The following is a 26,662-nucleotide window of genomic DNA, read 5'->3' as shown; positions in this document are numbered from 1 at the left end:
GCATGGCGCACAAGAGTGAAGAGCTGATCATTGATGCCCAGGACATTCACAAGTCCTTTGGCGAACTGCAGATTCTCAAGGGTATTTCCCTGCAAGTGCGGCGCGGTGAAGTGGTGGTGCTGATCGGGGCCTCGGGCTCGGGCAAGACCACCTTTATCCGCTGCATCAACCTGCTGGAAGACATCCAGGGCGGGCGCATCCGCGTCAACGGCCGGGCCATGGGCTACCGCGAGCGCGCCGACGGTCGCCTGGTGCGCGACTCGGAACGCAACATCGCCCGCCAGCGCCGGGACATCGGCATGGTGTTCCAGCGCTTCAACCTGTTCCCCCACATGACCGCCCTGGAAAACATCATCGAAGCGCCGATCCAGGTGCTCGGTGTGCCTCGGGCCGAGGCCCTGGAACAGGCCCGTGGCTTGCTGGCGCGGGTGGGTCTGGCGGACAAGGCCGGGCATTACCCGTCGATGCTTTCCGGCGGCCAGCAGCAACGGGTGGCGATTGCCCGGGCGTTGGCGATGAAGCCGCAAGCCATGTTGTTCGACGAACCCACCAGCGCCCTGGACCCGGAAACCGTGGGCGAGGTGCTGCAGGTCATGAAAGAGCTGGCCGAGGAGGGCATGACCATGGTCGTGGTCACCCACGAAATGGGCTTTGCCCGGGAAGTGGCGGACCGCGTGGTGGTGCTCGACCAGGGCGAGTTGATCGAACAGGGGCCGCCGGAGCAAATCTTCAGCCGCCCCAGCCATCCCCGTACTCAAGCTTTTCTCAGCCGTGTGCTGTGATCGTTATCAGGGAGTTGACCATGCGTGTATCCAGTCTTGCCGCGGCCTTGTGCATGGCCGCCGTGTTGCCCCAGGTGCAGGCCGCCGACGCGGTGGTGAAAATGTACAACTGGTCCGACTACATCGCCCCGGATACCTTGAAAAACTTCGAGCAAGACAGCGCGATCAAGGTCCAGTACGACATCTTCGACACCAATGAAATGCTTGAAGCCAAGCTGCTCTCCGGGCACTCGGGGTATGACCTGGTGGTGCCCTCCAGCCAGTTTCTGTCGAAGCAGATCCGCGCCGGCGCCTACCAACCGTTGCAGCGTAACCTGCTGGGCAACTGGCAGCACCTGGACCCGCGCCTGATGCAGCGCCTGGAAGCCGCCGACCCGGGCAATCGGTACGCCGTGCCCTACATGTGGGGCACCGTGGGCATCGGCTACAACGAGGCCAAAGTCCGCGCGGTGCTGGGCAAGGATGCGCTGCTCGATTCCTGGTCCATGGTCTTCGACCCGGCCAACCTGGCCAAGCTCAAGGGCTGCGGCGTGGCGTTTCTCGATGCGCCGGTGAAGATCATTCCCCAGGCCTTGCTCTACCTCGGGCTGGACCCCAACAGCACCCGCCCCGAGGACTATAAAAAAGCCTCGGCGCTGCTGACCCAGCTCAAGCCGTCGGTGACTTACTTCAACTCGTCGAAATACACCGCCGACCTGGCCAACGGTGATATCTGCGTGGCCATCGGTTATTCCGGCGACGTGATGCAGGCCCAGACCCGGGCGCGGGAAGCCGGAAAGAACATCGACATCCGCTACCTGATTCCCAAGGAGGGGGTGAACCTGTGGTTCGACATGCTGGCCATCCCCAAGGATGCCGGCAACGCGGCCAATGCCCATAAGCTGATCGACTACCTGCTGCGCCCCGAGGTGATTGCCCCGGTCAGCGACTACGTGGGCTACGCCAACCCGAACAAGGATGCCACCGCGCTGATGGACCCCAAGGTCAGCGGCAACCCGGGCATCTACCCCAGCGACGAGGTGATCAGCCACACCTTTGTGTCCGCCGATTTGCCGGACAACATCCAGCGCCTGATCACCCGCGAGTGGAATCGCATTAAATCTGGCCAATGAATGGACGAGTGTTTGCCATGTTGAAATTTTCTGCCCACGAATACCCCTATCCGTCCCAGCGCCAGAGCGTGTTCGCGCGCCGTGGCATGGTCGCCGCGTCCCAGCCACTGGCGGCCGAGGCCGGCATTGAAATCATGCGCCAGGGCGGCAATGCCATCGACGCGGCAATTGCCACGGCGGCGGCCCTGACCGTGGTCGAACCCACCGGCTGCGGTCTGGGCGGTGATGCCTTTGCCCTGGTCTGGAGCCAAGGCCGTTTGCACGGTTTGAACGCCAATGGCCAGGCGCCGGCGGCCCTGAGCATCGAGGCGGTCAAGGCTGCCGGGCATGAACAGATGCCGCTCTACGGTTGGACCCCGGTCACCGTGCCGGGCTGTCCATCGGCCTGGGCCGAGTTGTCCCGGCGCTTTGGCAGGTTGCCGTTTGCCGACCTGTTGCAACCGGCCATCAGCCTGGCCCGGGACGGTTTTCCGCTGTCGCCGGTGGTCGCCCATCAATGGCAGATTGCCCTGGATGAATTCAGCCCCCACCGTGATCCGGTGCTGGAGGCCTGGTTCGAGACCTTCCTGATCGACGGCCGTGCGCCCAAGGCCGGTGAGCTGTTTCGCAACCCGGCCCAGGCCCGGACCCTGGAAGAACTGGCCGCCACCGCTTGCGAAAGCCTGTATCGCGGCGCCCTGGCCCAGCGCCTGGACGCCCACTCCCGAGCCACTGGCGGTTACCTGCGGGCCAGCGATTTGCAGGATTATCGCGCCCAGTGGGTGGACCCCATCAGCATCAATTACCGGGGCTACGACGTCTGGGAAATTCCCCCGAGCGGGCAGGGGCTGGTGGCGCTGATGACCTTGCAGATTCTCCAGGGCTTCGACTTCGACCACCGTGACAGCCAACAAACCTGGCACCGCCAACTGGAGGCCATGAAGCTGGCCTACAGCGACGGCCTGCACCACATCACCGACCCGCAGCACATGCGGGTGGCCGTGGCTGACTTGCTCAGCGAGGCCTACAGCACCCGGCGTCGCGAGCAGATCGGTGAACAGGCGCAAGCGCCGCAACCCGGCGACCCCCACGCCAGCGGCACGGTGTACCTGGCCACCGCCGACGCCGAGGGCAATATGGTGTCGTTTATCCAGAGCAACTACCACGGTTTCGGTTCCGGCGTGGTGCTGCCCGACAGCGGCATCGCCTTGCAGAACCGCGGCCAGGAATTCAGCCTCGACCCGGCCCACGCCAATTGCCTGGCCCCGGGGAAAAAGACCTTCCATACCATCATCCCCGGCTTCCTCAGCCAAGGCGGCGAGCCCCTCGGGCCGTTCGGGGTCATGGGCGGCTACATGCAGCCCCAGGGCCACGTGCAGATGGTGATGAACCTGGTGGACTTCGGCCTCAACCCGCAAGCGGCGCTGGATGCGCCACGCTGGCAATGGTTGGGGGGGATGAAAGTCGGGATCGAGCAGGGGGCTTCCCGGGACTTGGCCAACGCCCTGGCGCGGCGTGGGCACCACGTGGAAATCGCCAGCGACTTGACCGACTACGGCCGCGGGCAGATCATCCTGCGCGACCCGGTCAGCGGCGTGCTGTGCGGTGGCACCGAACCGCGGGCGGACTCCCATATCGCGGTGTGGTGAAGCTGTAGGGTGGCGCTGTACGCAGGTAGGCGAACCGCCTCGCCTAGCCACCTGGGCAGATCCAAGGATCCCCCGCGTACAGCCGCCATTGAGGCCCGCGAGACTATGTCGTTGAGGGGCTGGAGAGGCAAGTCAGATGATTCTGTAAGCCTTGTAGGAAATTTATACAGCCGGGCCTGCTGGCCGGGTTTGAATGAGTGCCCGGGCCCGTTGAACTCCGGGCCCGGGCGCCAGTCCTATCGCTCGCGCAGGGCTTGCTCATTGGGCCCTGGGGCTCAAGCGTCATTGCACACATACACTGTTGGCCCCGCTCAAGGAGAGAGTGATACCGCACCTTGAGTGACCGTCGCGAGCGACGGAGCAGGGTGCCGACCTGGCACCCGTCCGGGCCACAACGCCACGCCGGCGTTGCATCGGGTGTCGTACTCGCTCCGGATTGACGCCACCACCATGAAACACCTTGTCGCCCTGTTAGGGGCATTGGCCATCGCCGTGGGCCTGGGCGGTTGCATCAGCGCGCCGATCGAGTTGACCGCGCAAACCCAGCAACGCTTGCAGGCGCAACCGCCGATCCGTTTTTTGCTGACCTTCGATGATGGCCCCAGCGCCTCCAGCCTGTTCAACCCGACCGAGTCGGTTCTCAACGACCTGGCGCACAACCCCTTGTTGCCGGGGATCAAGGCGGTGTTTTTCCTCCAGACCCGCGCCCCGCGTGCCGGTGGCAGCGAAATCGGGCGGGCACTGATGGCCCGGGAACATGCGGACGGGCACCTGTTGGGGTTCCACACCGCCACCCCGTGGCACAGCAACCACCGCTCCTTGAACCCGCAGCAACTCGAACAGTCGCTGAGCGATGGCACTGGCGACCTTGCAGCGATCACCGGCGCGCCGCCGAGCCTGCTGCGCCCGCCGTTCTGGAATTACGACAAGCGCACCTTTGCCGCCTACCAGCGCCATGGGCTGCACGTGTTGCTGACCGACTTGAGTGCCAATGACGGCAAGGTCTGGGGCATCACCGCCAGCCCGCGCCGCCGCGCCAACCTGCTGCGGCAACTGTCCGAGGTGCGCGAGCAGATCGCCGTCGGCGCCTTGCCGGAGGTGGACGGGGTGATTCCAGTGGTGGTGACCTTTCATGACCTGAACCGCTACACCGCCCGGCATCTGCAGGAGTATTTGCAGATCCTTATGGACAGTGCCCGTGCCACCGGCGTGACCACCGCCGCCAAACCCTTCTACGACGACACCGCCCAACTGCAACGCGCCGCCATGGCCCGCACCGTGCGCAACAGCGGGCAAAGCGTGCACCTACCGGGGCTGTGGAATTGGCTGTGGGCGGGTGATTCCCAGTAACCCGCCCTGCATCACGCCACCGCTGCTTCTCGTTCCGTCTTTACGCCTCAGGTGACGCCGATATTCACGGGCTCGACGGGGCGGCGGTCAAGCGTCGGCACAGGCGATAGGCCGGCCACAGGCACAGGCAGGCAATGCCGGCCAGCAGTTCCAGCAGCCGCGGATAACCGAGGTGATGGGCGATCTGCAAGGCCGCCAGGGACGCGAGCATGGCCACGGCGGCGTCGGTGGATTGCAGCAGGGCGTAATCCGAGGCCGGTTGGTGCGGCCGGACCTGGCCCATCAGCAGGTTGTAGAGGGTGACGAAGCCCATGGCCGCCGCGACGTTGACCAGGGCAAACAGCGCCAGCCACAGGTGCAACGGCAGGCTGTTGGCGCTGAATGCGGCAAGCACTGCCAACATGGCGTGCACCCGCATCGGCAGCAGCAGGCTGCGCTGGGGGCTGAAGCGCCGTGCAAGCCAGCTGCCCAGGGCAATGCCCAGGGCGCTGCATATGGTGCTGTACAGGGTAGTGACCAGCCCCAGGCTGTCCAGGTCCAGGCCGCGATCGAGCAGCAGCACCGCCTGGATGGCCATCAGGCCGCGCATCGCCAGGTAGTAGATTGCGGTCAGGCACAGGGCCGGCCACAGGCTGCTGAAACTGCTGCGGTCGAGGCGCGCCGTCGCCAGTGGCGGGCGCGGGTTGCGGCTGGTGGGCAGCAGGCCCAGGGGCACGAGCAGCAGCAACGACACCAAGGCCATGCCGATAAAACCGCCGCGCCAGCCCCAGCGTTGGGCCAGGTAGAGAAAGGCCAAGGAACCCAGCAGCACCCCCAGGTAGCTGCCGCCCACTTGGGCGGCATTGGCCAGCGGGCGTTCGTGGGCAGCGCAGGTGGTGATGGTGATGGCATCGGCGTACACATCGTGGCTCGCCGACAGCAGGGCCAGCAGCATCAAGGCGGCGAGAATCGGGTACAGCGAATGTTCCGGGGCCAGGCGGCTGATCACCAGCAGCACCAAGGCCATGCCCAGTTGCAGCAGCACCAGGCTGCCCAGGTAGGGGTTGCCCCGCAGGGCCAGGCAGTGCCGCTCGCACCAGGGCGCCCAGAGGAACTTGCCGATCCAGGGCACAAAGCACAGCGACAGCAGGCTCAAGCTGGCCAGGTCCAGGCCCTGGTGGCGGAAGTACGCCACCACCCCCTGGAGCATCAGGGCGGTGAGCATGCCTTGGTGCAGGTAGTAGCACCAATAGGGCAGGTAGCGGCGCATATCAGAAGCTCACCTTGGCGCTCAGGCCCAGTTCGCGGCTGTTGCCCGGTTGGGCGAACTGCACCCCGGGCGCGGACTGATAGGCATAGGTGCGGTAGTCCTTGTTGCCCAGGTTGTTGCCGTACAGGGCCAGCTCCAGGTCCGGCGTGGGCAGCCAGGCCAGGCGTGCGTCCAGCAGGCTATAGCCGCCTTGCGAGACCTGGTTGTCGACGTCGAAGTAGTGCTGGCCGGTGTAGCTCAGGCCGACGCTGGGGCGCAGTTCGCCCAGGGTGTCGAAGTACAGGCTGTGCTCGGCCGAAACCCGCAAGGTGCGTTGCGGGGTAAAGGCCAGGTGGTTGCCCTGGCGCGTTGAGTCCAGCAGGCGGTTACGGTTCAGGGTGCCGGCCAGGCGCAAGCGGGTCGCGTCGCTGGCCTGCCAGTCCAGGGACAGTTCGGCGCCTTCGCTGCGGGCCTTGCCGATGTTGCTCAGGGATTGGGTGCCGGTGCCGGCGTCGCCGATGAATTGCTGCACATCGTCGATGTCGATGCGGTACAGCGCAGCGTTCAGCCACACCCGCTTGTCCAGCAGGCTGGCCTTGACCCCCAGTTCCATGTTCAGCGACTTCTCCGGGGAATAGGCCACCGCGTCTGCGGTGACCGCGCCGATGCGGTTGTAGCCGCCGGCCTTGAAGCCTTTGCTCAGGGAGGTATACAGGCGCGCGTCCGGCGTAGCCTGGAAGCCCAGGGCGATTTTCGGCGTGGTGCTGGTGAAGGTGTCGTGGCCACGGAAGCTGAAGCCCGGGGTGAAAGCGGCGTCTTGCTGCTGGTAACGGGTCTCGGCCTGCTCCTGGCTGTGGCGGGCGCCCAGGGTCAGGTCCCAACGTGGCGCCAGGTGCCAGGTGAATTCGCCGAACACGGCCTTCTCGGTGGTGTCGATGCGGCTGTCGGCCGCGCCGTAGTTGCCGAACAGCGGCGCGCTGCTGTCAGGTTCGCGTTGCGAGTGGCTTTTGCTGTTCTGCCAGTAGAGGCCGCTGACCAGGTCCCAGGCGCGCCCTTGGCCCTGGGTCGACAGGCGCAGTTCCTGGCTCAGGGTGCGCTGGGTTTCCGGCCAGAGAAAGCCCAGGTCGCCAAACAGTCGCTCGTGCCGGTAGTTCTGCAGGGCGCTGATGGAGGTCAGGCGCCACGCGTCGTTGAGGCTCCAGTCCAGGGTCGCGCTGCTGCTTTCGACCCGGCGTACATACACCGACTCTTGCAGCGGCACGCTGGCCCGGCGTTGTTCATAGGTGGCGTCGGCCAGGTACTGCTCGTTGTAGGCGGTCAGCCGGTCCCGGGCATAGGCCAGGCGCAGGCTCAGGTCGTCGTTGGGGGTAAACAGCAGGGCCACGCGGCCGCCGCCATTGTCGCTGTCACCGTGGTGCTCGCTCCGGGTCAGTTCGCCGTCGGTGTCGTCGTGGTAGATCGCCCCCTGCACAAAGAGACGCTCGCTCACCAGGGGCGCCGAGCCACTGGCGGCCACTTGCTGGTGCAGGTTGCTGACGCGGCTTTGCAGGGTGGCGCTGGGGGTGTCGTCCGGCTGGCGGGTGATGATGCTCAAGGCGCCGGCATGGGCGTTGCGACCGTACAGGGTACCTTGCGGGCCCTTGAGCAATTCGATGTGCTGGATGTCCAGCAACTGCTGGTTGAAGGTGCCCAGGTACTGGGGCACACCATCCACGTAGATGCCCACCGGGGCGTTGTACGGGTCCGAGGACGAGATGCCGCGCAGGCTCAGGCTGGGGAACAGGTCGGCGCCGGTGTCACGCACCAGCAGCTCGGGAAACACCCGCTCCAGCTCGTCGCTGCGGTAGACATTGGCCTGCTCCAGGTCGGCGGCATTGGCCACCGACAGCGCCAGGTCGGTCTGGCCCAGGCTCTGCTGGCGCTTGCCAGCGGTGACTTGCAGCTCCGGCAGGGTCAGGGCGTTGTCGGCCCAGGCAGCGGGGATGAAGGCGAGCACGACGGCCAGGCTGAGAAGAGTACGTTGCATGGAATGACCCTGAGGGAATTGGAATGGCCAGATGGTCGCGACATGGCGTTGTGCTTGCGCGCGTGATCAGGGTGCCCATGCGCGCGATCGGTGGATTTGTTGATAGTGATTATCAGTTGCGGCCGATTCTCAGGTGTTGGGTGTGTGACTGCGGCGTCGGCGCGGGGCCCAGGTCCAGGCTGTCGCGGTAATCCTTGGGAGCGATGCCGTGGTGACGGCGAAACAGCTTGGCGAAGTGGCTGGGGTTCGAATAGCCGACCTCCAGGGCCGCATCCACCACCCGCGCACCGGCTTGCAGGCGCTCGGCGGCCTGCTGCATGCGCAGGTCCTGGAGCAGGGCATAGGCCCCTTTGCCGTACAGCTGGCGGAACCCCGACTTGAGTTTGCCGACGTTCAGCGCCACGGCATTGGCCAGGGCGTCCAGGGTCCAGGGTTCGGCGGGTTGTTGCTTGAGCAGGGCATAGGCCTGTTCGATGCGCTGCCGATCGCGGGCACCGAGGCTCTGCTGGCTCTGGTCGCTTTGCAGGTAGCCGACCATCTCGCCGAGCATTTCAAAGGCCTTGCCGCGCAGGAAGATCTCTCGGGCCACACCCTGCAGCGGGCATTCCAGCATCGCCAGGCCGACCCTGCGCAGCACCGCCGGGGCGCGAAACTGCACCAGGCGCGCCTGGCCATCGCTGGAGGCCTGGCGTTCCCAGGGGCCGGTCTGTTCCAGCCACGTCTGGTCCAGGCCGATACGGCTCAGCACTTGCGGGGCAAAACTGATATTGACCCCGCGCACCCGGGTGTTGGCCGGCAACACGCCTTCGCCGCTGACCGCTACGGTGCCGTGGTAGAGGCAGCAGGTGTCCGGGCCCAGGAGCATCAATGGGGTATCGGCGAACTGCCGCCAGCCGCCACCTTCAGCGTAATAGCTGATGGACAGCGAGGGCTGGCTGCTGGCCTGGATCCGGCATTGCTCCGGCTGATACAGGTCCAGGACCCGTATATCCAGCTCCTCATCGGCGAGGTTGGCGAAGCAGGGGGCGAGCGGGTGGTCGGCGAAATACTGATTGATGGACATGGGCGGGAGGGCTCCTTGCGCGCCATGCTAAATGATAATTCTTATCATTAAAAGCGCTGATCACGCGCGTCCCGAACCTGATCGCGCGCGCCTCATCGTCGCCGCTGTTGCAGGCTGGCGCCCTTGATCAGGCAGCAGGGCCGAGGGCCCGACGGGAGCGTAGAGAGTGGCAGCGAAGATCCTTGTTCAGGGTGCCGGCATCGCCGGCCTGGCCACGGCCTGGTGGCTCAAGCGACGGGGTTTTGTGCCCATGATCGTGGAAAAGGCCGAGGACCTGCGCTGCGACGGTTTTGTCTTGAGCCTGGGCGGCAGCGGTTACCAGGTGGCCGAGCGCATGGGCATCGTCGAGGGGCTGGCGGCCAAGGGCGTGGAGTTGGGACGTACCCAGTTTCGTGATCGGCATGGCCGCGATGTGCTGCTGATCGATCACCGTCGTCACCTGCGCCAGACCAACCTGCTGCCCGTGTGCCGGGACGATCTGGTGTTGGCCCTGCATCGGGCACTGGCGGATGAGGTGCCGATTCATTTCGGCACCCAGGTGCAGCAACTCGAACAGCGGGACGACGGGGTCGAGGTGCAGTTCAGCGACGGGCAATGCCAGCGATTCGATTTTGTGGTGGCGGCAGACGGCTGTTTCTCCAGCCTGCGCCAGCGCTACTTCGCCAGCGACCAACAGTGCCTGCGCTCCCTGGGCTACAGCGCGGCCGCCTTCACCCTGCAAGGCGTCCAGGCCTGCGCCGGTGAGCGTCACGTGTCGTTCTCCGAACCCGGCTACACGGTTGAGTTGTACCGCATGCGCAGCGACCTGTTGGCGGCGTTGTTTGTCTGGCGCAGCGAAGCGCTGCAGCGGGTTCCTCGGGCGCAGCGTTCGCAGTGGTTGCGCGAGACCTTTGCCCATGCCCATGAGGACATCCAGCAGGCCCTGGCCGCCCAGCCCGAGGAGTTTTACCTGGACCACCTGATGCAAGTGCATTTGCCGCGTTGGCATCAGGGGCGCCTGGTATTGCTGGGGGACGCCGCCCATTGCCTGACCCTGGCCTCGGGTCGGGGTGCGAGCATGGCCTTGACCGGCGCCTGGCTGCTGGCCGAGGAACTGAGCCGCAGCTACGACCCCGCGGCCCTGGCCCGTTACGACGCACGCCTGCGCCCGGACATCGACATCCTCCAGGCCCTGGCCCCACGCATGGCCGGTTGGTATGTGCCGCTGACCCGACGCAGTTGGCACCTGCGTAACCTGAGCATGCGCCTGATGCCCGACTGGTTGGCCGGGTGGCTATTGCGCCGCACCTTTGCCCAGTTGGAGCAGGGAGCGTTGACCCAGGCCGTGCGCCAGGCACCCTTCGGGCCTGGGCAGGGACTGCGGGGCTGAGGATCAGCCGGTGGTGTTGGCGCTGGCCGGACGACTGGCCTGTGGCTGGGCAATCACGGTGATCACGGCCAGGGCGGCGATGACCAGGCCGGGGGAGGTGGCCAGCAGCACGCCGGTGGTGCCGGCGCCCGCCGCGAGGATTTGCCCGGCCGCCAGGGGCCCGGCCACCGAACCCAGGCGGCCGATGGCGACTGCCGCGCCCACCCCGGTAGCCCGCACAGCGGTGGGGTAGGACGGTGGTGCCAGGGCGTACAGCACCAGTTGCGCGGCCATGACGAACAGGCCGGCGGCAAAGCCTGCGCTGGCCATCGGCACAATACCCACCGACAGCCCGACCCCGGCCAGGGCGGCGAGCAGGCCGGCGTAAACGAACAGCACCACCTTGATGGCGTTGCAGCGGTCCAGCAGCAGGCCGCCCAGCAATGAGCCCAGGGTGCCGCCGATGTTGAACAACATCTGCACCATGCCCGCCTGGGGCTTGCTGAAGCCTTGCTCCAGCAGCAGCGACGGCAGCCAGTTGAGCAGCATGTACATCACGGTCAGGGTGAAGAAGTAGCTCATCCACAACGCCAGCGTGGTGCGTGCCCGGCCTTCGCCGAACAGCGCCTGGCCGGTGGAACTGCGGGCCACGCCGGGGTTGCCCTGTTGCTGGCGAAAGGCGCTGGACTCGGGCAGCAGCAGGATCATCAGCGGCGCCACCAGCAGGGGCGCGAGGCCGCCGATGATGAAGGTCGCTTGCCAATGATCGGTGAACAGCATGGCCACCACGGCAGCCAGGGCACCGCCCAGGGGCACCCCGGCGTACATGATGCTGATGGCAGTGCCGCGGCGTTGCTCGCCCACCGCTTCGGCGCACAGGGCGATCAGGTTGGGCAGGGCGGCGCCCAGGCCCAGGCCGGTCATGAAGCGCACCAGCAACAGGCCCGAGTAGCTGCCGACATAGGCGGTGCATAGGGAGAACACGCCAAACAGCAACACGGCGCCCACGAGGATTTTCTTGCGTCCGATACGGTCGGCGATCCAGCCGCCGAAGAAGGCCCCGGGGAGCAGGCCGATGATCCCGGCGCTGAACACCCAGCCCATCATTTTCGGGTCCAGGGCAAAGGTCTGGCGCAGGCCCGCGGCGCCGTGCCGGCGGCTTGCAGGTCAAAACCTTCGATCAGCGCGACGATAAAACACAAAGCGATAGTCAGCGTCGTACGACGTGATGGGTGATCCATGGCGGAACCTCGTTATTGTTTTTGTTGTGGTGCTGGGCCTGGGGCGAACGGGCGCCGTGACAGGTCGAAATTAAGATTAACAAAGATAACTAAAAAAAGAACAGAATCTATTTGATGTCTAATATTGCGTGTTAAACCCATGTAAATCAGTAGGTTGAGTATCTGTATGAAATATATTTGTTAAATAGATAACAATATTAATGTTCGATTATCGGCTACTGGCGATTGACGACATCCCCCGGCTGTTTCCATTCTCTGTACACGGATCGGCCCGACCCAGGCCGGGACCGAGCGAAAAACAACAACAATAAATGGACATCGAACATGCCAAGACTCCCTCAGGACGCCCTCGCGGCGCCCTTCGCCATCCCTCTACGCGCCCCTTGCCTGGCCTTGCTCGGCTTGAGCCTGTGTTCCCCGCAGTTGCTGGCCGCCGGCTTTATCGATGACAGCCACGGCACCCTGACGCTGCGCAATTACTACCTGGACCGTGACTACAAGGACGATGGCGCCAAGACCGCCGCCCGGGAATGGGCCCAGGGTTTTATCTTCAACATGGAATCGGGCTACACCGAGGGCACCCTGGGGTTTGGTCTTGATGCCCGGGGGCTGATGGGGCTCAAGCTGGACTCCTCGCCGGACCGCAGCGGCACCGAGTTGCTGCCGGTGGGCAAGAGCGATAAGCGCGCCGCCGACGAATACTCGCGCCTGGGCCTGACCGCCAAGGTGCGCCTGGCCCAGACCACGGTAAAGACCGGCGACGTGTCGATCTTCCTGCCGTTTGCCTTTGCCAGCCCCTCACGCCTGCTGCCCCAGACCTTTCGCGGGACCATCCTCAGTTCCAAGGACATCGAAGGGCTGACCCTCAACGCCGGCTACATCGACCGCATCAACAAGCGCGATTCCACCGACTACCAGCCCATGAGCATTGCCTCGCCCAACGGGCGTTTCAAGGCCACGGCGACCACCTCGCACATGGCCTACCTGGGGGGGGATTACCAGGTAAACCCGGACCTCAGCCTGCGCGCCTACCACGCTGAAGTGGCGGATCTGTACCAGCAGAACACCCTGGCCCTGCTGCATAACCTCAAGCTCGGCGACGGCGTGCTGACCACCGACTTGCGCAGCTTTTTCAGTGACGAGGACGGCAGCGCCAAGGCCGGCAAGGTGGACAACCGCAACCTCTCCGCGCTGTTCGGCTACCGCTTCGGCGGCCACCGGCTGAGCCTGGGCTACATGCACGCCAGCGGTGACACGGCCACGCCTTATGTGTCCGGCACCGAGTTGATGGGCATGAGCGAACTGACCATGAGTTCGGACTTTCTCAACGCCAAGGAGCGCACCTGGCAGGCCATCTACGACTACGACTTTGCCGCCGCCGGGGTGCCCGGGCTCAAGAGCCGCCTGCGCTATGTGCGCGGCGATCACATCGAGCTGGCGTCGTTGAACGCCGAGGACCGCAAGGAGCGGGAGTTCCAGATGGAGTTGGGGTATGTGGTGCAGAGTGGCCCGCTGAAAAACGTCGGGCTGGTGGCGCGCAAGTCGATCTACCGCAATGACTTCCCGGCCGGTGCGGCCTTTCGCGATGAAAACCAGACCCGTTTCCTGGTGACCTACAGCCTGCCGATCTGGTAAGGCAGGGGGCCGGCCGCTCCGTCAGGGGCGTGCCGGCCTCGCGCTTCAGTCCTGATAGACCTTCTTCAACAGCCGCAGCAGTTGCTCGCGCTCTTGCTCGTCGAGGGCGGCCGTGGCGTCCAGGTCGCTCTGGGCGGCGATCTGTTTGAGTTCCTTGAGCAGGGTCTCGCCGGTCTTGCTGAGGAAAATCCCGTAGGAGCGTTTGTCCGGCTTGCAGCGCACGCGGACCGCCAGCGCCCGTTCTTCCAGTTTGTTCAGCAGCGGCACCACCTGGGGCGGCTCGATGGCCAGCGCCCGGGCCAGGTCCGCCTGCATCAGCCCCGGGTTCTGCTCGATGATCGCCAGGGCCGAGAACTGTGCGGGGCGCAGGTCGTGGGCGGACAGGCGGCTGATGAGGTTCTGGAACAGCTTCAGTTGGGCCCGGCGCATGGCGTAGCCGATCAGGTCGTCCAGCGCGGAGTCCAGCGGCGCCTGGGTGTCGGCGGCGACGGCGACGGCGAGGGCTTCGGTGGGGGCGACGAGCTTGGAGACTTGGCCATTGCGGGGGTAATCCTCAGGTGGGCGGTTAACAAGGCTATCTAGTTTGCCGAGGTTGCTCGGCGATAGCTACGGCTTGTCGCACATCCATCTGCTCTTCACGTGATCCGGTGGCTGAAAATATTTGGTTAATTTGATTAATAGTTAATTGACATAACTAATTCGCCGGTTTAGTTTTTACCCATCGTCAAGCCAAGAACAAGAGAGCACACACCATGAGCAAATACGAAGGCCGCTGGAGCACCGTCAAAGTCGAACTCGAGGAAGGCATTGCCTGGGTGATCCTCAATCGCCCGGAAAAACGCAACGCCATGAGCCCGACCCTGAACCGGGAAATGATCGACGTGCTGGAAACCCTGGAGCAGGACGCGGACGCCGGCGTGCTGGTGCTGACCGGTGCCGGTGAATCCTGGACCGCGGGCATGGACCTCAAGGAATACTTCCGTGAAGTCGACGCCGGCCCGGAAATCCTCCAGGAAAAAATCCGCCGCGAAGCCTCCCAGTGGCAGTGGAAACTGCTGCGCATGTACGCCAAGCCCACCATCGCCATGGTCAACGGCTGGTGCTTCGGTGGCGGTTTCAGCCCGCTGGTGGCTTGCGACCTGGCGATCTGCGCCGACGAGGCCACTTTCGGCCTGTCGGAAATCAACTGGGGCATCCCGCCGGGCAACCTGGTGAGCAAGGCCATGGCCGACACCGTGGGCCACCGCCAGTCGCTGTACTACATCATGACCGGCAAGACCTTTGGCGGGCAGAAAGCCGCCGAGATGGGCCTGGTCAACGAGAGCGTGCCTCTGGCCCAACTGCGGGACGTGACCATCGACCTGGCGCGCAACCTGCTGGAGAAAAACCCGGTGGTGCTGCGTGCCGCCAAGCACGGCTTCAAGCGCTGCCGCGAGCTGACCTGGGAGCAGAACGAAGACTACCTGTACGCCAAGCTCGATCAGTCGCGTTTGCTGGACACCGAAGGCGGTCGCGAACAGGGCATGAAGCAGTTCCTCGACGACAAGAGCATCAAGCCCGGCTTGCAGGCCTACAAGCGCTGAGACCGAGCGGGGCGCGCCGGTGAACCTCGAGGGGCGCCGGCTGTTCGCCCCCGTGCCTTGGCGCTACTGTGAGCCCCTCGAACGAATTCCCGATAAAGACAATAAAGAGGAATCACCATGCTGGACGTGCCCCTGTTGATCGGCGGCCAGTCGTGCCCCGCCCGCGACGGTCGAACCTTTGAACGGCGTAACCCGGTGACCGGTGAAGTGGTGTCGCGGGTCGCCGCGGCCACCCTGGACGATGCCGATGCCGCGGTGGCCGCTGCGCAAGCGGCGTTCCCCGCCTGGGCCGCCTTGGCGCCCAATGAGCGGCGCACCCGTTTGTTGCGTGCCGCCGAACAATTGCAGGCCCGCAGCGGCGAATTCATCGCCGCCGCCGGCGAGACCGGCGCCATGGCCAACTGGTATGGCTTCAACGTGCATTTGGCGGCCAACATGCTGCGTGAAGCGGCCTCCATGACCACCCAGATCAATGGCGAAGTCATTCCTTCCGATGTGCCGGGCAGCTTTGCCATGGCCCTGCGCCAACCCTGCGGTGTGGTGCTGGGTATCGCCCCGTGGAACGCCCCGGTGATCCTTGCCACCCGTGCCATCGCCATGCCCCTGGCCTGTGGCAATACGGTGGTGCTCAAGGCGTCGGAATTGAGCCCGGCGGTGCACCGCCTGATCGGCCAGGTGCTGCAAGACGCCGGCCTGGGTGACGGCGTGGTCAACGTCATCAGCAACGACCCCAAGGACGCCCCGGCGATTGTCGAGCGGCTGATCGCCAACCCGGCAGTGCGCCGGGTCAACTTCACCGGCTCGACCCATGTCGGGCGGATTGTCGGTGAACTCTCGGCCCGCCACCTGAAACCAGCCCTGCTGGAGCTGGGGGGCAAGGCGCCGTTCCTGGTGCTAGCGGACGCCGATCTGGACGCGGCCGTGGAGGCCGCGGCTTTTGGCGCTTACTTCAATCAGGGGCAGATTTGCATGTCCACCGAGCGCCTGATCGTCGATGCCCAGGTGGCCGATGCCTTTGTCGCCAAGCTGGCGGCGAAAATCGCCACCTTGCCCGCCGGTAACCCCAACGCCGAAGGCTCGGTGCTGGGTTCCCTGGTGGACAGCCACGCCGGTGAGCGGATCAAGTTGCTGATCGACGATGCCGTCGGCAAAGGCGCAATCCTGGTGGCTGGCGGGCAGTTGGCTGGCAGCATCCTGCAAGCGACTCTGCTGGACGGCGTGACCCCAGAGATGCGCCTGTACCGCGAAGAGTCCTTCGGCCCGGTGGCAGTGGTGCTGCGTGGCGAGGGTGATGAAGAGCTGCTGCGCCTGGCCAACGATTCCGAGTTCGGCCTGTCGGCGGCGATCTTCAGCCGTGACACCGGACGGGCCCTGGCGTTGGCGCAGCGGGTCGAGTCGGGCATCTGCCACATCAACGGCCCCACCGTGCACGACGAGGCGCAAATGCCTTTTGGCGGCGTCAAGTCCAGTGGTTACGGCAGTTTTGGCGGCAAGGCGTCCATCGAGCACTTCACTCAGTTGCGCTGGGTGACGTTGCAGAACGGCCCACGGCATTACCCGATCTGAGCAGGCGTCGCCGCGTTGGGCACGGGCTGGCTAAATAGCCCGTCGCCCCCGTGCAAGGCAGAAATAACAATAACAAGGCTGCAGCCACCGGCTGCCACGCCAGGACAGCCCGTCGCCCCGTGCGGCTTGGCGCCGGCGTGCCTTGATGGAGGACAAGCACGTGAGTTCCGAATTCAGATCGCCATCCCACACCCCGGCCAGCGCCCCGCGCTATCGCCAGGTGTCCATCGGTCGCGCGACGGTCGAGGTCACCGAAGAGCAGGGCGTGTTGCACATGCGCTCCCAGGAAGCCTTGGGTGAATTGCCCAAGCGCCTGCTGGACCGCTTGCTGCATTGGGCCCAGGTGCGCCCGCAACAGACTTTTATTGCTGCCCGCCAGGCCGACGGTGACTGGCGCCGGGTCAGTTACGCCGAGATGCTCGACAGTGTCCGCGCCATTGCCCAAAGCCTGTTGAGTTACGGCTTGTCCGCAGAACGGCCCCTGGCCTTGCTCTCGGGCAATGACATCGAACACCTGCAGATGGCCCTGGGCGCCATGTACGCCGGGATTCCCTATTGCCCGGTGTCGCCGGCCTATTCGCTGCTGTCCCAGGATTTCGCCAAGCTGCGCCATGTCTGCGATCTGTTGCAGCCGGGGCTGGTCTACGTCAGCGAGGCGGCCGCCTTCGAGCGTGCGATCAACGCAGTGCTGCCGGCCGAGACGCCGTTGATTACCCTGCGCGGGCAGATCGCCGGGCGCACCCAGGCCAGTTTCGCCAGCCTGCTCGAACAACCCGGTGCGGCCGAGGCGGAAGCGGCCTTTGCCGCCACCGGCCCGGACAGCATCGCCAAGTTCCTCTTCACCTCGGGCTCGACCAAGCTGCCCAAGGCGGTGGTCACCACCCAGCGCATGCTCTGCGCCAACCAGCAGATGCTGTTGCAGACCTTCCCGGTGTTCGGTGAAGCACCGCCGGTGCTGGTGGACTGGCTGCCGTGGAACCACACCTTTGGCGGCAGCCACAACGTCGGCATCGTGCTCTACAACGGCGGGACCTTTTACCTGGACGACGGCAAGCCCACGGCCCAGGGCTTCGCCGAAACCCTGCGCAACCTCAAGGAGGTGTCGCCCACCGCGTACCTCACCGTGCCCAAAGGCTGGGAAGAGTTGGTCAATGCCCTGGAGCAGGACGCCGAGCTGCGGGAGCGCTTTTTTGCCCGGATCAGCCTGTTCTTCTTCGCTGCCGCCGGCCTGTCCCAGAGCATCTGGGACCGCCTCGATCGGGTCGCCGAACAGCACTGTGGTGAACGCATCCGCATGATGGCCGGGCTGGGCATGACCGAAGCCTCGCCGTCGTGCACCTTCACCACCGGGCCGTTGTCCATGGCCGGTTACATCGGTCTGCCTGCGCCGGGCTGCGAAGTGCGCCTGGTGCCGGTGGACGGCAAGCTCGAAGGGCGTTTTCGCGGGCCGCACATCATGCCCGGCTACTGGCGTGCGCCGCAGCAGACCGCTGAGGTGTTCGACGAGCAGGGTTTCTACTGCTCCGGCGATGCCCTGAAGCTCGCCGACCCCCGGGACCCACAGCTGGGCCTGATGTTCGACGGGCGCATTGCCGAGGACTTCAAACTGTCTTCCGGGGTGTTTGTCAGTGTCGGCCCGCTGCGTAATCGCGCGGTGCTGGAAGGTTCGCCCTATGTGCAGGACCTGGTGGTCGCGGCGCCGGACCGTGAATGCCTGGGCGCCCTGGTGTTCCCACGGCTGTTCGAGTGCCGACGCCTGTCGGGCCTTGGAGCCGAGGCCAGCGATGCCCAGGTTCTGGCCAGCGTGCCGGTGCGCCAGTGGTTCGCCGAGTGGCTGCAACGCCTGAATCGCGATGCCAATGGCAACGCCAGCCGCCTGGAATGGATTGCCTTGCTCGACGAGCCGGCGTCCATCGACCGTGGCGAGATCACCGACAAGGGATCGATCAACCAGCGGGCGGTGTTGCAGTGGCGCGCGGACAAAGTCGAGGCGCTGTATCGCGGCCTGGAGCCGTCGATCCTGCGTGCCGGGCCACGGCCATGAACCCGGGCGGCCAGTACTCGGCCTTCGCCGATGCCGCACTGCTGGACGCCGTGCGCACGCCCTGGGTCGACCTGGGCGGGGCGCTGGCCCAGGTGTCGCCCATCGACTTGGGGATCAAGGTCGGGCGCGAGGTCCTGGCCCGGGCCGCCCTGGACCCGGCCGGCGTGGACAGCGTGCTCGCCGGCTCCATGGCCCAGGCCAGTTTCGACGCTTACCTGCTACCGCGGCATATCGGCCTTTACAGTGGCGTGGCGCAGGGGGTTCCGGCATTGGGGGTGCAGCGCATCTGCGCCACCGGTTTCGAACTCCTGCGCCAGGCCGCCAGGCAACTGGATGACGGCGTGCAACTGGCGCTGTGTGTGGCTGCCGAGTCGATGTCGCGCAACCCGATTGCCGCCTACACCCACCGCGGCGGTTTTCGCCTGGGGGCGGGTGTGGAGTTCAAGGACTTTCTCTGGGAGGCGCTCTACGATCCGGCGCCTGCCGTGGACATGATCACCACCGCCGACAACCTGGCGCGGCGCCATGGGCTGAGCCGCGCGGCGGTGGACCAATACGCCCTGGACAGTCATCAGCGGGCCCTCAAGGCCCAGGCCGACGGCTGGTTCGCCCCGGAACTGGTGGCGGTCAAGGCGCAGACGTTCGAGTTGCCGGGCTATGCCTCGCGGGGCATCCGCCTGCCACGGGGCGTGGACGCGGTGAGTGTCGACAGTCACCCCCGGCCCACGGACATGGCCGCCCTGGCGCGCCTGCGGGCGGTGCATGAGGGCGGGGTGCAGACCGCCGGCAACAGCTGCGCGGTGGTCGATGGTGCGGCGGCGGCCCTGGTCGGGCGCGCGTCTTCAGCCCGCCGCCCGGTGTTGGCGCATCTGCTGGCCAGCGCAGTAGTGGGCGTGGCACCGGAGTTCATGGGCATCGGCCCGGCCCCGGCGATCCAGTTGCTGTTGCAGCGCAGCGGCCTGAGCCTGGGCGATATCGGCCGGGTGGAAATCAACGAGGCGCAATCCGCTCAGGTGCTGGCCGTGGCCCAGGCCCTGGAATTGGACCTCGATCGGCTTAACCCGCGTGGCGGTTCCATCGCCCTCGGCCACCCCTTGGCCGCTAGCGGCTTGCGCCTGGTGCTGACCCTGGCCCGGCAGTTGCGCGAGGACAACCTGCGCTACGGCATCGCCGCTGCCTGTGTCGGCGGCGGCCAGGGCATGGCCTTGTTGATCGAGAACCCGGCCTGGCGCGGCTGAAGGGTCGGCCCCGTCCCACGTGGCGGGCCCGGCGCTGTTTCATTCCCTATCTACCCGTCGATGAGGTTGCCCATGTGGAGCTATCAGGCGCCCCTGCGCGATATGCAATTTGTCCTTGAACACTGGTTGCAGGCCCCCGAGGCCTGGGGCCGCAGCCCGGCCTTCGACAGCCTGGACCTGCCCCTGGCGCTGCAGGTGCTGGAGGAGGCCGGGCGTTTCAGCAGCGGCGTGCTGGCGCCCTTGAACGCCAGCGGCGACCGCCAGGGTTGCCGTTTGAGCGAGGGCCGGGTCAGCACCCCGGACGGTTTTGCCGAGGCCTATCGGGCCTATGTCGAAGGCGGCTGGCCGGCCCTGGCCTGTGCCGAAGCCCTGGGTGGCCAGGGCCTGCCCCAGGTGCTGGACGCGGCGCTGCAAGAAATGCTCTACGCCAGCAACCACGGCTGGGCCATGTACACCGGCATCGCCCACGGCGCCTACCTGTGCCTCAAGAGCCACGGTGCGCCGTGGCTGCAAGCGCGTTATCTGCCGGGGATCGTCAGTGGCGAAACCCTGCCCACCATGTGCCTGACCGAGCCCCAGGCCGGCAGTGATGTCGGCCTGCTGCGTTGCCGTGCCGAACCCCGGGACGATGGCAGTTATCGGCTTACGGGCAACAAGCTGTTTATCTCCGGCGGCGAGCACGACCTGACGGCGAATATTGTCCATCTGGTGCTGGCTCGGGTGCCGGGGGCGCCTGCTGGCAGCCGGGGTATTTCCCTGTTCCTGGTGCCCAAGCTCGGGGAGCAGGGCGAGGCCAACGGCGTGACCTGCGACGGCCTCGAACACAAGCTGGGGATCAAGGGCAGCGCCACCTGTTCCCTGGTGTTCGAAGGGGCCCGGGGCTGGTTGATCGGCGAGGTCAATCGCGGTTTGGCGGCGATGTTCGTGATGATGAATTCGGCGCGTTTGCATGTCGGCCTACAAGGTCTGGGGCATGCCGAGGCGGCCTGGCAAAACGCTGCCAGCTATGCCCGGGAGCGCCGGCAGATGCGTGCGCCGCTCCGTCCTTCAGGGGTGGCGGCCGAGGCGGCCGACCCGATCCACTTTCACCCGGCCATGCGCCGCACCTTGCTGGAGTTGCGCGCCCTCAGCGAAGGCATGCGCGCCATCGGCTATTGGGCCGCGCACCTGCTGGATGAGGCCGAGCACGGTGCCGAGGCGCAAGCCCGTGAGCGTGCCGGGCAGTTGAGTGAACTGCTGACTCCGGTGATCAAGGCGTTTTTCACCGAGCAGGGCTTTGTCCTGGCGAGCAAGGCCTTGCAGGTCTTTGGTGGTTACGGCTACGTCAGCGAGTTCGCCATCGAACAGACCTTGCGTGATAGCCGCATCGCCATGATTTACGAAGGCAGCAACGAAATTCAGGCCAATGACTTGCTGCTGCGCAAGGTTTTGGGGGACCAGGGCCGGGCCTTTGGGCTGTTGCTGGAGGTGTTGGAGCAGGAAGCTGTGGAGGGCAGTGACTGGCCCGAGTGTGCAGGCTTTGCCGGGCAGTTGGCGGAGCTTTGTGGGCAGTTGCGGCCGCTGTACGCCGAGGTCGCCGAATACACCCGGCAAGACCCCGAGTACCCCTATCGGGCGGCGGGCGACTTTCTCGGCCTGTGTGCCCAGGCCTTGCTGGCCTTTGCCTGGGCCCGCAGTGCGCGGGTGGCCGGGGCGCTGGCGGCGGATGATCCGCAACGGTCGCTGAAGTGGGAAACGGCGGGGTTCTTCTTCAGCTACCTGCTGCCCCGGGCCGGGCAGGCCTTGCAGGGCGTGCGCGGAGCCCGGGCGAGCCTGGCCTTTGTCGACTGACAGGCGTCAGTAGAAGATCCGACGCAGGGTGTCGCGGTAGAAATCGAAGGCGTCGATGGCGCCCTGGATGGCCTGGCGTTCCTGCTGTTCGTTCAGCTCCTGGCTGTCGAGCAGGGCGACGAATTGCCGCCAGTGCAGGCCGCGCCGTCCGGGTGGGCGGCGAGGTGGCTGGCGCCCTGGTCCTGGTCCAGGCCCAGTTGCTGGGTTTCCTTGAACAGGAAGGCCGCACCGAGGTTCGAGCCTTCGCTGCAGTACAGCCAGCCAAGGGCTTCGAAGGGCCCGTTGACCGGTGCCGGAGCCGGGCTGGCCGGCACCTCGAGGCCGAGGTCGCTGAGGTCGCGCTTGACCGCTTCGAAGCGCGGCAGTTGTGCCAGGCCGGGCAGCCGGCGGTTCAGCTCGGGGTCGTGGTACAGGGCATCAATGGCGCCATGGAAACCGTGCTGCAAACGCAGGAATTGGGCGTAGCGTTCACGGCTTTCAAAGGGCCGGGCTTGCATCACCAGGCTGTCGACGCTGTCGTGGTCGCGACGGGTGGCGGCTTTCAGGCGTTTGGCCCGGGACAATTCCGGGGCCTCAAGGGTGGGCGTGGTCATGGAAAACGGCTCCGCAGCGCTGATCAAAAAGAGGGGTTCATGATGGCGACAGCCGCGCCTTGCGGACAATCGCCAAACCATTAAGAAGGCTTCATGTTGGCGTGAGGGTCGCGCCGCTCAAAACGCCGATTCGCGAATCAGGATGGCCAGCACACTGCGCCAGACGCGCATCGCCAGGCTTTGTGCCTGCCCCTCCAGCAGCACGGTGCCGCGCAGGCTGAGGGTCGGGCTCGGGGTGTTCGGGTCCGGGCGTAGCAGAGCACGGTACAGGGCTTTCTCCGGCTGCGGCACCCGTTCGTGATCCAGGGTCGCGGCAATCGCCCCCTGGTACACCGACGCCAGCTCCGGGGTCGAGGTCAGGCGTCGCACGGCGGTTTGCCCGAGGCTTTCCAGGCGCAGGTCGACGGGCGCGCGGGACAGGCTTTCCGGGTAGAAGCGCGCGCGGCTGCCGGGCTCCAGACGTGCCAGGTCCTGCTCTTCGACAAAGGCTTCGACCCGCGCTCCTTGCGTGCCGACCAAGGTGCCCAGCCATTCACCGGCGGCCAGCCATTCTCCAGGCTCCAGGGGTTCGGCCAGGTCCGCCAGCACCCCGTCGAAGGCCGCGTACACCGTGAGTTGCTGCATCTGCTGGCGCAACAGGCGCTGGCGTTCCTGGGCGGCGGCCAGTTCCTGGCGCACCACCAGCAGGTTGGCCGCGGTTTCCCGGTTGAGCACCTGGAAGCTGTTCTGCCATTGCAGGGTCAGGATCCGCCGGTCGAGGCTTTGCAGTTCCTGGCGCAGGTCCGGGGCGTCGAGGCGGAACAACGCCTGGCCGGCCTTGACCGATTGCCCTGGCGTCACCTCGATGCGCTCCAGGCGTGCCGCCACCGGCACATACAGCACGGCCTGCTGTTCGGCCCGCAGCAACGCCGGGGCATGCACGCTGCCGCTCCAGGGAATGCACGCCAGCAATAGCAGGCCGGCGACGACGAGCAGGGTGCTCAGGCTATGGCGATTCATTCGGTAGTCCTTGCGCCGGGCGTACCACTCGCGCAGTTCGTTGACGATGGGCATCAGCAGGAAGTAGAGGATTTCCACCACGAACAGGGCGATGCCCAGCAGCTTGAAGGCGAAGTGGTAGACCAGCAGGGCGATCCCCAGGAACAGGAAGAAGCGGTAGATCCAGGTGCCGATGGAGTACGCCACCAATGTCCGTTCCAGCCAGGGTTCGAAGCGCTCCGGGCGCGGCTCGTCAAAGGCGAACAGCCATTCGCGCACGCGCCAGCGGGTCAGGCGGAAGGCCCGTTGTTGCAGGTTCGGCACCTCCAGCAGGTCCGACAGCAGGAAGTAGCCGTCAAAGCGCATGAAGGGGCTGAGGTTGATCGCCAGGGTGAGGATCCAGGTGGTGGTGGCGAGCATGAACGCTGCGCTGCGCAACATGCCGTCCGGCAAGAAACTCCAGAGCAGGGTGGCCCAGGCCGCCAGTGCCAGTTCGGTGAGCATGCCGGCGGCGCCGATGGCCAGGCGCTGCTGCTGTCGGCGCAGGCGCCAGGCCCCCGAAGTGTCGGTGTAGAGCACGGGCCACATCACCAGCAGGGCCACGCCCATGGTCGCCACCCGTCCGCCAAAACGCTTGCAGGTGTAGGCGTGCCCCAGCTCGTGCAGGACCTTGGTCAGAAACAGGGTCAGGCCGGCCAGGGCCGCGCCTTCCAGGGTGAAGAAGTGCAGGAAAGTGTGCAGGAAACTGTCCCATTGCCGGGCCACCAGGAACAGGCCCAGCAGGCCGGCGCCCAGGGTCAGCTGGAGAAAGCGCCGGCTGTAGAAGGGCTCGACCCAGGGCAGGCTGCGCTCCAGAAAACGGTCTGGGCGCAGCAGTGGGATGCGCACGAACAGGTAGTTTTTCAGTAGCCAGCGGCCCCAGCCGGTTTTCTGCCCGGCGGCGATCCGCGCCAGTCGGGCGTTGTCCTCCTGGCCCTGGCACTGCAACAGCTGGTTGCTGTGCAGGAAGCCCTTGAACTGCTCGACGTCGTCCTTCTCCACCTCCAGGGTGGTGGACTGGCTGATGGCCTGGGCAATCGCCTCGGGCTGGCCCAGGCCCCAGCGGCCGAGGATCTCCACCTCGACCCAGCCCAGGCGAAAGAACTGCCCCCGGGCCGGGTCTTCCAGGGTCCAGGAGGGCGAGCCGTCGCGGTGTTGCGGGCCGTCGTGCAGCAGCAGTTCCTGGCGCAGGGCCGGCAGGCTTGGCGCTGCGCTCACAGGGCCAGCCAGATGCGCGCGGTGGCCAGGGGCCGGCGCAGCAGGTAGTAGATCAGGCTGGCGCGACCGGCATAGACCTTGGCCGTGCCCTTGAGGCCGACGCGGATCCGTGGGTCGGTTTCATCGAACTCGGCCTTGAGGCGATAGGCCATGCTGCCGTCGGCGCTGGGGCTGGCGCGATAGGACAGGCGCTGCAAGGTCGCCGGCAGCGGCGCCGAAGGGTCGGTGTTGAGAAACAGCAAAGTCTGGGCACCGGGCGCCAGCTCGATGGCGTCGCCCACCGGCAATTGGATTTCCAGCTGCGCCTGCTGCGGTTCGGCCACCGACATGATGCGCTCGCCCAGGGACACCGGGCGGCCGATCCAATCGCTGGGGTCGTCGAACACCGCGACCCCGGCGCGGGGTGCCGTGATCAGGGTGCGTTTGAGGTTTTCCTGCAGGTAGGCGACGTCGCTCAGGGCCTGTTCGCGACGGCCTTGCAACACCGCCAGGCTGGCCTTGCTGCGCTCGTCGCTGAGGGCTTGCTGCTGGGCCTGGCGGAACTCGGCGTCGCTGATGGACAACGCCTGGCGCGAGGCCTCCAGGCGGCTTTGCAGTTCGCGGGCGTCCAGTTGCACCAGGGCCTGGCCGGCGCTGACCGCCTGGTTGGGCTGCACCAGGATGCGCTCCACCACCCCTTGCATGGGTGCGCGCAGCACGCTGGGGTGCAGGGCGACGATCTCCGCCGGGGCCAGCACCGACTGGCGAATCGGCACCAGCAGCAGGGCCAGGAGCAGGCCCAGGCCGATCAGCAGGTTGCGCCGGTTCAGGGCGGGTCTCCCCAGGGCGCCGCTGGCCGGTTTGAGCAAGGCCTGCCAGGCATGCCCGGCAGCGTCCAGCCACAACGTCAGCAACTGCTGCTGGGCATTGCTCAGGGCTTGCTCCCGGGCCAGCAGCAAGGCCCCCAGCAATTGGCCGTCGCGGCCCTTGATCGGTAACCACAGCAGCAGCCGGGGAAAGTGTTCGGCCCACAGCGGCGCGTCGGCGGCGGCCAGGTCGCGGCTGTCGATGGCGTTGATCGACTGCGCGTTATCCGCCGCCTGCCATTGCCGGCACAGGCCGTTGAGCCAGGTGCTGAAGGGCGCATCGCGCTCCACCAGGGCCAGGCCGGACAGGGCTTGCAGGCGCTGTTCGTCGCAGCGCCAGAGCAGCGCCTGGCGATAGTCCAGCAGCAGGCGGCTGTCGTTGACCAGGATAAAACCCAGCTCTTCGAAGCTGGCGGCGGCCCGTAGGCGCTGCTCCAGTTGCAGCAGCTCGGCCAGCACATTGTTGGCCGGCAGGGGCTGGGCGGCACTCATGATTGGGGGGCGTCGGGTGGCGTCAACAGGGCGTTGCCGCTCATGCCCGGCAGCAGGTGCGGGTCGTTGTTGGTGATGCGCGCGAAGACCTTGATCGACTGGCTGATGGGGTCGATCACCGAGCCCAGGCGGGTGACTTCGGCGGGGTATTCACCGGCGGTTTCTTCCAGGCGCACCTTGAACGGGTGGCCGGGCTTGAGCCAGGCCATCCAGCGCGAGGGTACGATCAGTTCCACTTCAAAGGCGCTGTCGTCATAGATCGCCAGCAGCTCTTTGCCTTCGGCCACGTATTCCCCAGGCTGCGCCTTGCGTTCGGCCACCCGCCCGGAAAACGGTGCGTTGATCGCGCAGCGCTGCACCATGACCTGGCCCACGCCGCTTTGGGCCCGGGCCATGTTGGCTTCGGCCTGGGCCTGGGACAGGTCGGAAACGCTGATCGATTGCAGCTTGTCGAGGCGCTTGGCGACTTCGAGCTTTTTACTCGCGGCAGCCTCGGCGGCCACCGAGTGGGTCAATTGCGCGCGGTGCACGGCGCAGTCGAAGGTCACCAGGCGCTGGCCCTTGGTGAAGCTCGCGCCTTCCTTGACGTTGAGTTCGAGAATCTTCCCCGACAGTTCGCTGGACAGCACCGTGCGCCGGCTGGCGCTGAGCTGCACCCGCAGTTGCGGCTGGCTGTCCACCAGGCTGCTGCCCAGGCTGGGCGGTGGCGCCAGGGGCGCGGGTTCTTCGGCCTGGGCCGTGGCGCTGGCGACGGCCAGCAACAGGCACAGGGGCGGGGCGATAAGGCGAAGGCTAGGCATGCTGGAGTGGATCTCGGGAATAA

Annotated in this window: 17 protein-coding genes and 3 pseudogenes; 11 read left to right on the top strand and 9 right to left on the bottom strand. The window is 66.1% G+C overall.

Annotation, left to right across the window (positions count from 1 at the left end; translation table 11 throughout):
* The first annotated feature begins 2 nt into the window (after window positions 1–2).
* The 4 genes from M1B35_RS00680 (at window position 3) to M1B35_RS00665 (ending at window position 4,872) form a co-directional block, all read left to right on the top strand.
* A complete protein-coding gene (locus M1B35_RS00680) occupies window positions 3–782 on the top strand; it encodes an amino acid ABC transporter ATP-binding protein (RefSeq protein ID WP_268260928.1) in 780 nt (259 codons plus the stop codon).
* A 20-nt stretch (window positions 783–802) separates the two neighbouring features.
* On the top strand, window positions 803–1,894 hold the full coding sequence (locus tag M1B35_RS00675) for a polyamine ABC transporter substrate-binding protein (RefSeq protein ID WP_123333632.1): 1,092 nt from the start codon (window positions 803–805) through the stop codon (window positions 1,892–1,894).
* A 17-nt stretch (window positions 1,895–1,911) separates the two neighbouring features.
* Complete coding sequence (locus M1B35_RS00670; RefSeq protein WP_268260927.1) at window positions 1,912–3,522, top strand: gamma-glutamyltransferase family protein; 1,611 nt, start codon at window positions 1,912–1,914, stop codon at window positions 3,520–3,522.
* Between the two features lie 450 nt (window positions 3,523–3,972).
* Window positions 3,973–4,872, top strand: a complete 900-nt coding sequence (locus tag M1B35_RS00665) for a polysaccharide deacetylase family protein (protein WP_268260926.1) — start codon at window positions 3,973–3,975, stop codon at window positions 4,870–4,872.
* 64 nt (window positions 4,873–4,936) lie between these two features.
* On the opposite strand, the gene M1B35_RS00660 is transcribed toward M1B35_RS00665, so the two are convergent.
* From M1B35_RS00660 to M1B35_RS00650, 3 genes are all read right to left on the bottom strand, one after another.
* The gene (locus tag M1B35_RS00660) at window positions 4,937–6,121 is read right to left on the bottom strand and encodes an MFS transporter (protein ID WP_268260925.1); all 1,185 of its coding nucleotides are present in this window, start codon (window positions 6,119–6,121) and stop codon (window positions 4,937–4,939) included.
* Window position 6,122: 1 nt separating this feature from the next.
* The gene (locus tag M1B35_RS00655; protein WP_268260924.1) at window positions 6,123–8,126 is read right to left on the bottom strand and encodes a TonB-dependent receptor; all 2,004 of its coding nucleotides are present in this window, start codon (window positions 8,124–8,126) and stop codon (window positions 6,123–6,125) included.
* A 112-nt stretch (window positions 8,127–8,238) separates the two neighbouring features.
* A complete protein-coding gene (locus M1B35_RS00650; RefSeq protein ID WP_268260923.1) occupies window positions 8,239–9,189 on the bottom strand; it encodes a helix-turn-helix transcriptional regulator in 951 nt (316 codons plus the stop codon).
* A 166-nt stretch (window positions 9,190–9,355) separates the two neighbouring features.
* Here M1B35_RS00650 and M1B35_RS00645 point away from each other — a divergent pair, with 166 nt between their 5' ends.
* Window positions 9,356–10,558, top strand: a complete 1,203-nt coding sequence (locus tag M1B35_RS00645; protein WP_268260922.1) for an FAD-dependent monooxygenase — start codon at window positions 9,356–9,358, stop codon at window positions 10,556–10,558.
* Between the two features lie 3 nt (window positions 10,559–10,561).
* Here the strand turns inward: M1B35_RS00645 and mhpT are convergent.
* Window positions 10,562–11,778: pseudogene (mhpT, locus tag M1B35_RS00640) on the bottom strand (3-(3-hydroxy-phenyl)propionate transporter MhpT).
* A 324-nt stretch (window positions 11,779–12,102) separates the two neighbouring features.
* Here mhpT and M1B35_RS00635 point away from each other — a divergent pair.
* Window positions 12,103–13,413, top strand: coding sequence for an OprD family porin (locus tag M1B35_RS00635; RefSeq protein WP_268260921.1), 1,311 nt, complete (start codon window positions 12,103–12,105; stop codon window positions 13,411–13,413).
* Between the two features lie 45 nt (window positions 13,414–13,458).
* On the opposite strand, the pseudogene M1B35_RS00630 reads toward M1B35_RS00635, so the two are convergent.
* A pseudogene (locus tag M1B35_RS00630) lies at window positions 13,459–13,893 on the bottom strand (MarR family winged helix-turn-helix transcriptional regulator); the annotation flags it as partial.
* A gap of 272 nt (window positions 13,894–14,165) precedes the next feature.
* On the opposite strand from M1B35_RS00630, the gene M1B35_RS00625 reads away from it, so the two are divergent.
* The 5 genes from M1B35_RS00625 (at window position 14,166) to M1B35_RS00605 (ending at window position 21,674) form a co-directional block, all read left to right on the top strand.
* The gene (locus M1B35_RS00625) at window positions 14,166–14,996 is read left to right on the top strand and encodes a p-hydroxycinnamoyl CoA hydratase/lyase (protein WP_268260919.1); all 831 of its coding nucleotides are present in this window, start codon (window positions 14,166–14,168) and stop codon (window positions 14,994–14,996) included.
* 117 nt (window positions 14,997–15,113) lie between these two features.
* Window positions 15,114–16,562 carry an aldehyde dehydrogenase gene (locus M1B35_RS00620; RefSeq protein ID WP_268260918.1) on the top strand — a complete coding sequence of 483 codons (1,449 nt, stop codon included), beginning with the start codon at window positions 15,114–15,116 and terminating at the stop codon, window positions 16,560–16,562.
* Between the two features lie 160 nt (window positions 16,563–16,722).
* Window positions 16,723–18,606 carry a feruloyl-CoA synthase gene (locus tag M1B35_RS00615; protein ID WP_268260917.1) on the top strand — a complete coding sequence of 628 codons (1,884 nt, stop codon included), beginning with the start codon at window positions 16,723–16,725 and terminating at the stop codon, window positions 18,604–18,606.
* A complete protein-coding gene (locus M1B35_RS00610) occupies window positions 18,603–19,844 on the top strand; it encodes a thiolase family protein (protein ID WP_268260916.1) in 1,242 nt (413 codons plus the stop codon). The genes M1B35_RS00615 and M1B35_RS00610 overlap by 4 nt, the downstream gene beginning before the upstream one ends.
* A 72-nt stretch (window positions 19,845–19,916) precedes the next feature.
* Complete coding sequence (locus tag M1B35_RS00605) at window positions 19,917–21,674, top strand: acyl-CoA dehydrogenase (protein ID WP_268260915.1); 1,758 nt, start codon at window positions 19,917–19,919, stop codon at window positions 21,672–21,674.
* Window positions 21,675–21,680: 6 nt separating this feature from the next.
* Here the strand turns inward: M1B35_RS00605 and M1B35_RS00600 are convergent.
* The 4 genes and pseudogenes from M1B35_RS00600 to M1B35_RS00585 form a co-directional block, all read right to left on the bottom strand.
* Window positions 21,681–22,267, bottom strand: a pseudogene (locus M1B35_RS00600) (biliverdin-producing heme oxygenase).
* Window positions 22,268–22,384: 117 nt separating this feature from the next.
* Window positions 22,385–24,502, bottom strand: a complete 2,118-nt coding sequence (locus tag M1B35_RS32010) for an HlyD family efflux transporter periplasmic adaptor subunit (protein WP_268260914.1) — start codon at window positions 24,500–24,502, stop codon at window positions 22,385–22,387.
* Window positions 24,499–25,839 carry an efflux RND transporter periplasmic adaptor subunit gene (locus M1B35_RS00590; protein ID WP_268260913.1) on the bottom strand — a complete coding sequence of 447 codons (1,341 nt, stop codon included), beginning with the start codon at window positions 25,837–25,839 and terminating at the stop codon, window positions 24,499–24,501. The genes M1B35_RS32010 and M1B35_RS00590 overlap by 4 nt, the downstream gene beginning before the upstream one ends.
* A complete protein-coding gene (locus tag M1B35_RS00585) occupies window positions 25,836–26,639 on the bottom strand; it encodes an efflux RND transporter periplasmic adaptor subunit (protein ID WP_268260912.1) in 804 nt (267 codons plus the stop codon). Before M1B35_RS00585 ends, M1B35_RS00590 begins: the two co-directional genes overlap by 4 nt.
* Between the last annotated feature and the right edge of the window lie 23 nt (window positions 26,640–26,662).

Source organism: Pseudomonas morbosilactucae (assembly GCF_023241665.1).
GTDB lineage: Bacteria > Pseudomonadota > Gammaproteobacteria > Pseudomonadales > Pseudomonadaceae > Aquipseudomonas > Aquipseudomonas morbosilactucae.
Note: the sequence above shows the minus strand (reverse complement) of the source record. Positions and strands in the feature narration are given on the sequence as shown.

What these genes read in the sequence shown, in the direction of transcription:
- M1B35_RS00665 (WP_268260926.1), top strand. Translation starts at nt 3,973, where the DNA reads ATGAAACACCTTGTCGCCCTGTTAGGGGCATTGGCCATCGCCGTGGGC.
- M1B35_RS00655 (WP_268260924.1), bottom strand. Translation starts at nt 8,126, where the DNA reads ATGCAACGTACTCTTCTCAGCCTGGCCGTCGTGCTCGCCTTCATCCCC.
- M1B35_RS00675 (WP_123333632.1), top strand. Translation starts at nt 803, where the DNA reads ATGCGTGTATCCAGTCTTGCCGCGGCCTTGTGCATGGCCGCCGTGTTG.
- M1B35_RS00620 (WP_268260918.1), top strand. Translation starts at nt 15,114, where the DNA reads ATGCTGGACGTGCCCCTGTTGATCGGCGGCCAGTCGTGCCCCGCCCGC.
- M1B35_RS00660 (WP_268260925.1), bottom strand. Translation starts at nt 6,121, where the DNA reads ATGCGCCGCTACCTGCCCTATTGGTGCTACTACCTGCACCAAGGCATG.
- M1B35_RS00670 (WP_268260927.1), top strand. Translation starts at nt 1,912, where the DNA reads ATGTTGAAATTTTCTGCCCACGAATACCCCTATCCGTCCCAGCGCCAG.
- M1B35_RS00650 (WP_268260923.1), bottom strand. Translation starts at nt 9,189, where the DNA reads ATGTCCATCAATCAGTATTTCGCCGACCACCCGCTCGCCCCCTGCTTC.
- M1B35_RS00590 (WP_268260913.1), bottom strand. Translation starts at nt 25,839, where the DNA reads ATGAGTGCCGCCCAGCCCCTGCCGGCCAACAATGTGCTGGCCGAGCTG.
- M1B35_RS00585 (WP_268260912.1), bottom strand. Translation starts at nt 26,639, where the DNA reads ATGCCTAGCCTTCGCCTTATCGCCCCGCCCCTGTGCCTGTTGCTGGCC.
- M1B35_RS00680 (WP_268260928.1), top strand. Translation starts at nt 3, where the DNA reads ATGGCGCACAAGAGTGAAGAGCTGATCATTGATGCCCAGGACATTCAC.
- M1B35_RS00625 (WP_268260919.1), top strand. Translation starts at nt 14,166, where the DNA reads ATGAGCAAATACGAAGGCCGCTGGAGCACCGTCAAAGTCGAACTCGAG.
- M1B35_RS00635 (WP_268260921.1), top strand. Translation starts at nt 12,103, where the DNA reads ATGCCAAGACTCCCTCAGGACGCCCTCGCGGCGCCCTTCGCCATCCCT.
- M1B35_RS00605 (WP_268260915.1), top strand. Translation starts at nt 19,917, where the DNA reads ATGTGGAGCTATCAGGCGCCCCTGCGCGATATGCAATTTGTCCTTGAA.
- M1B35_RS00610 (WP_268260916.1), top strand. Translation starts at nt 18,603, where the DNA reads ATGAACCCGGGCGGCCAGTACTCGGCCTTCGCCGATGCCGCACTGCTG.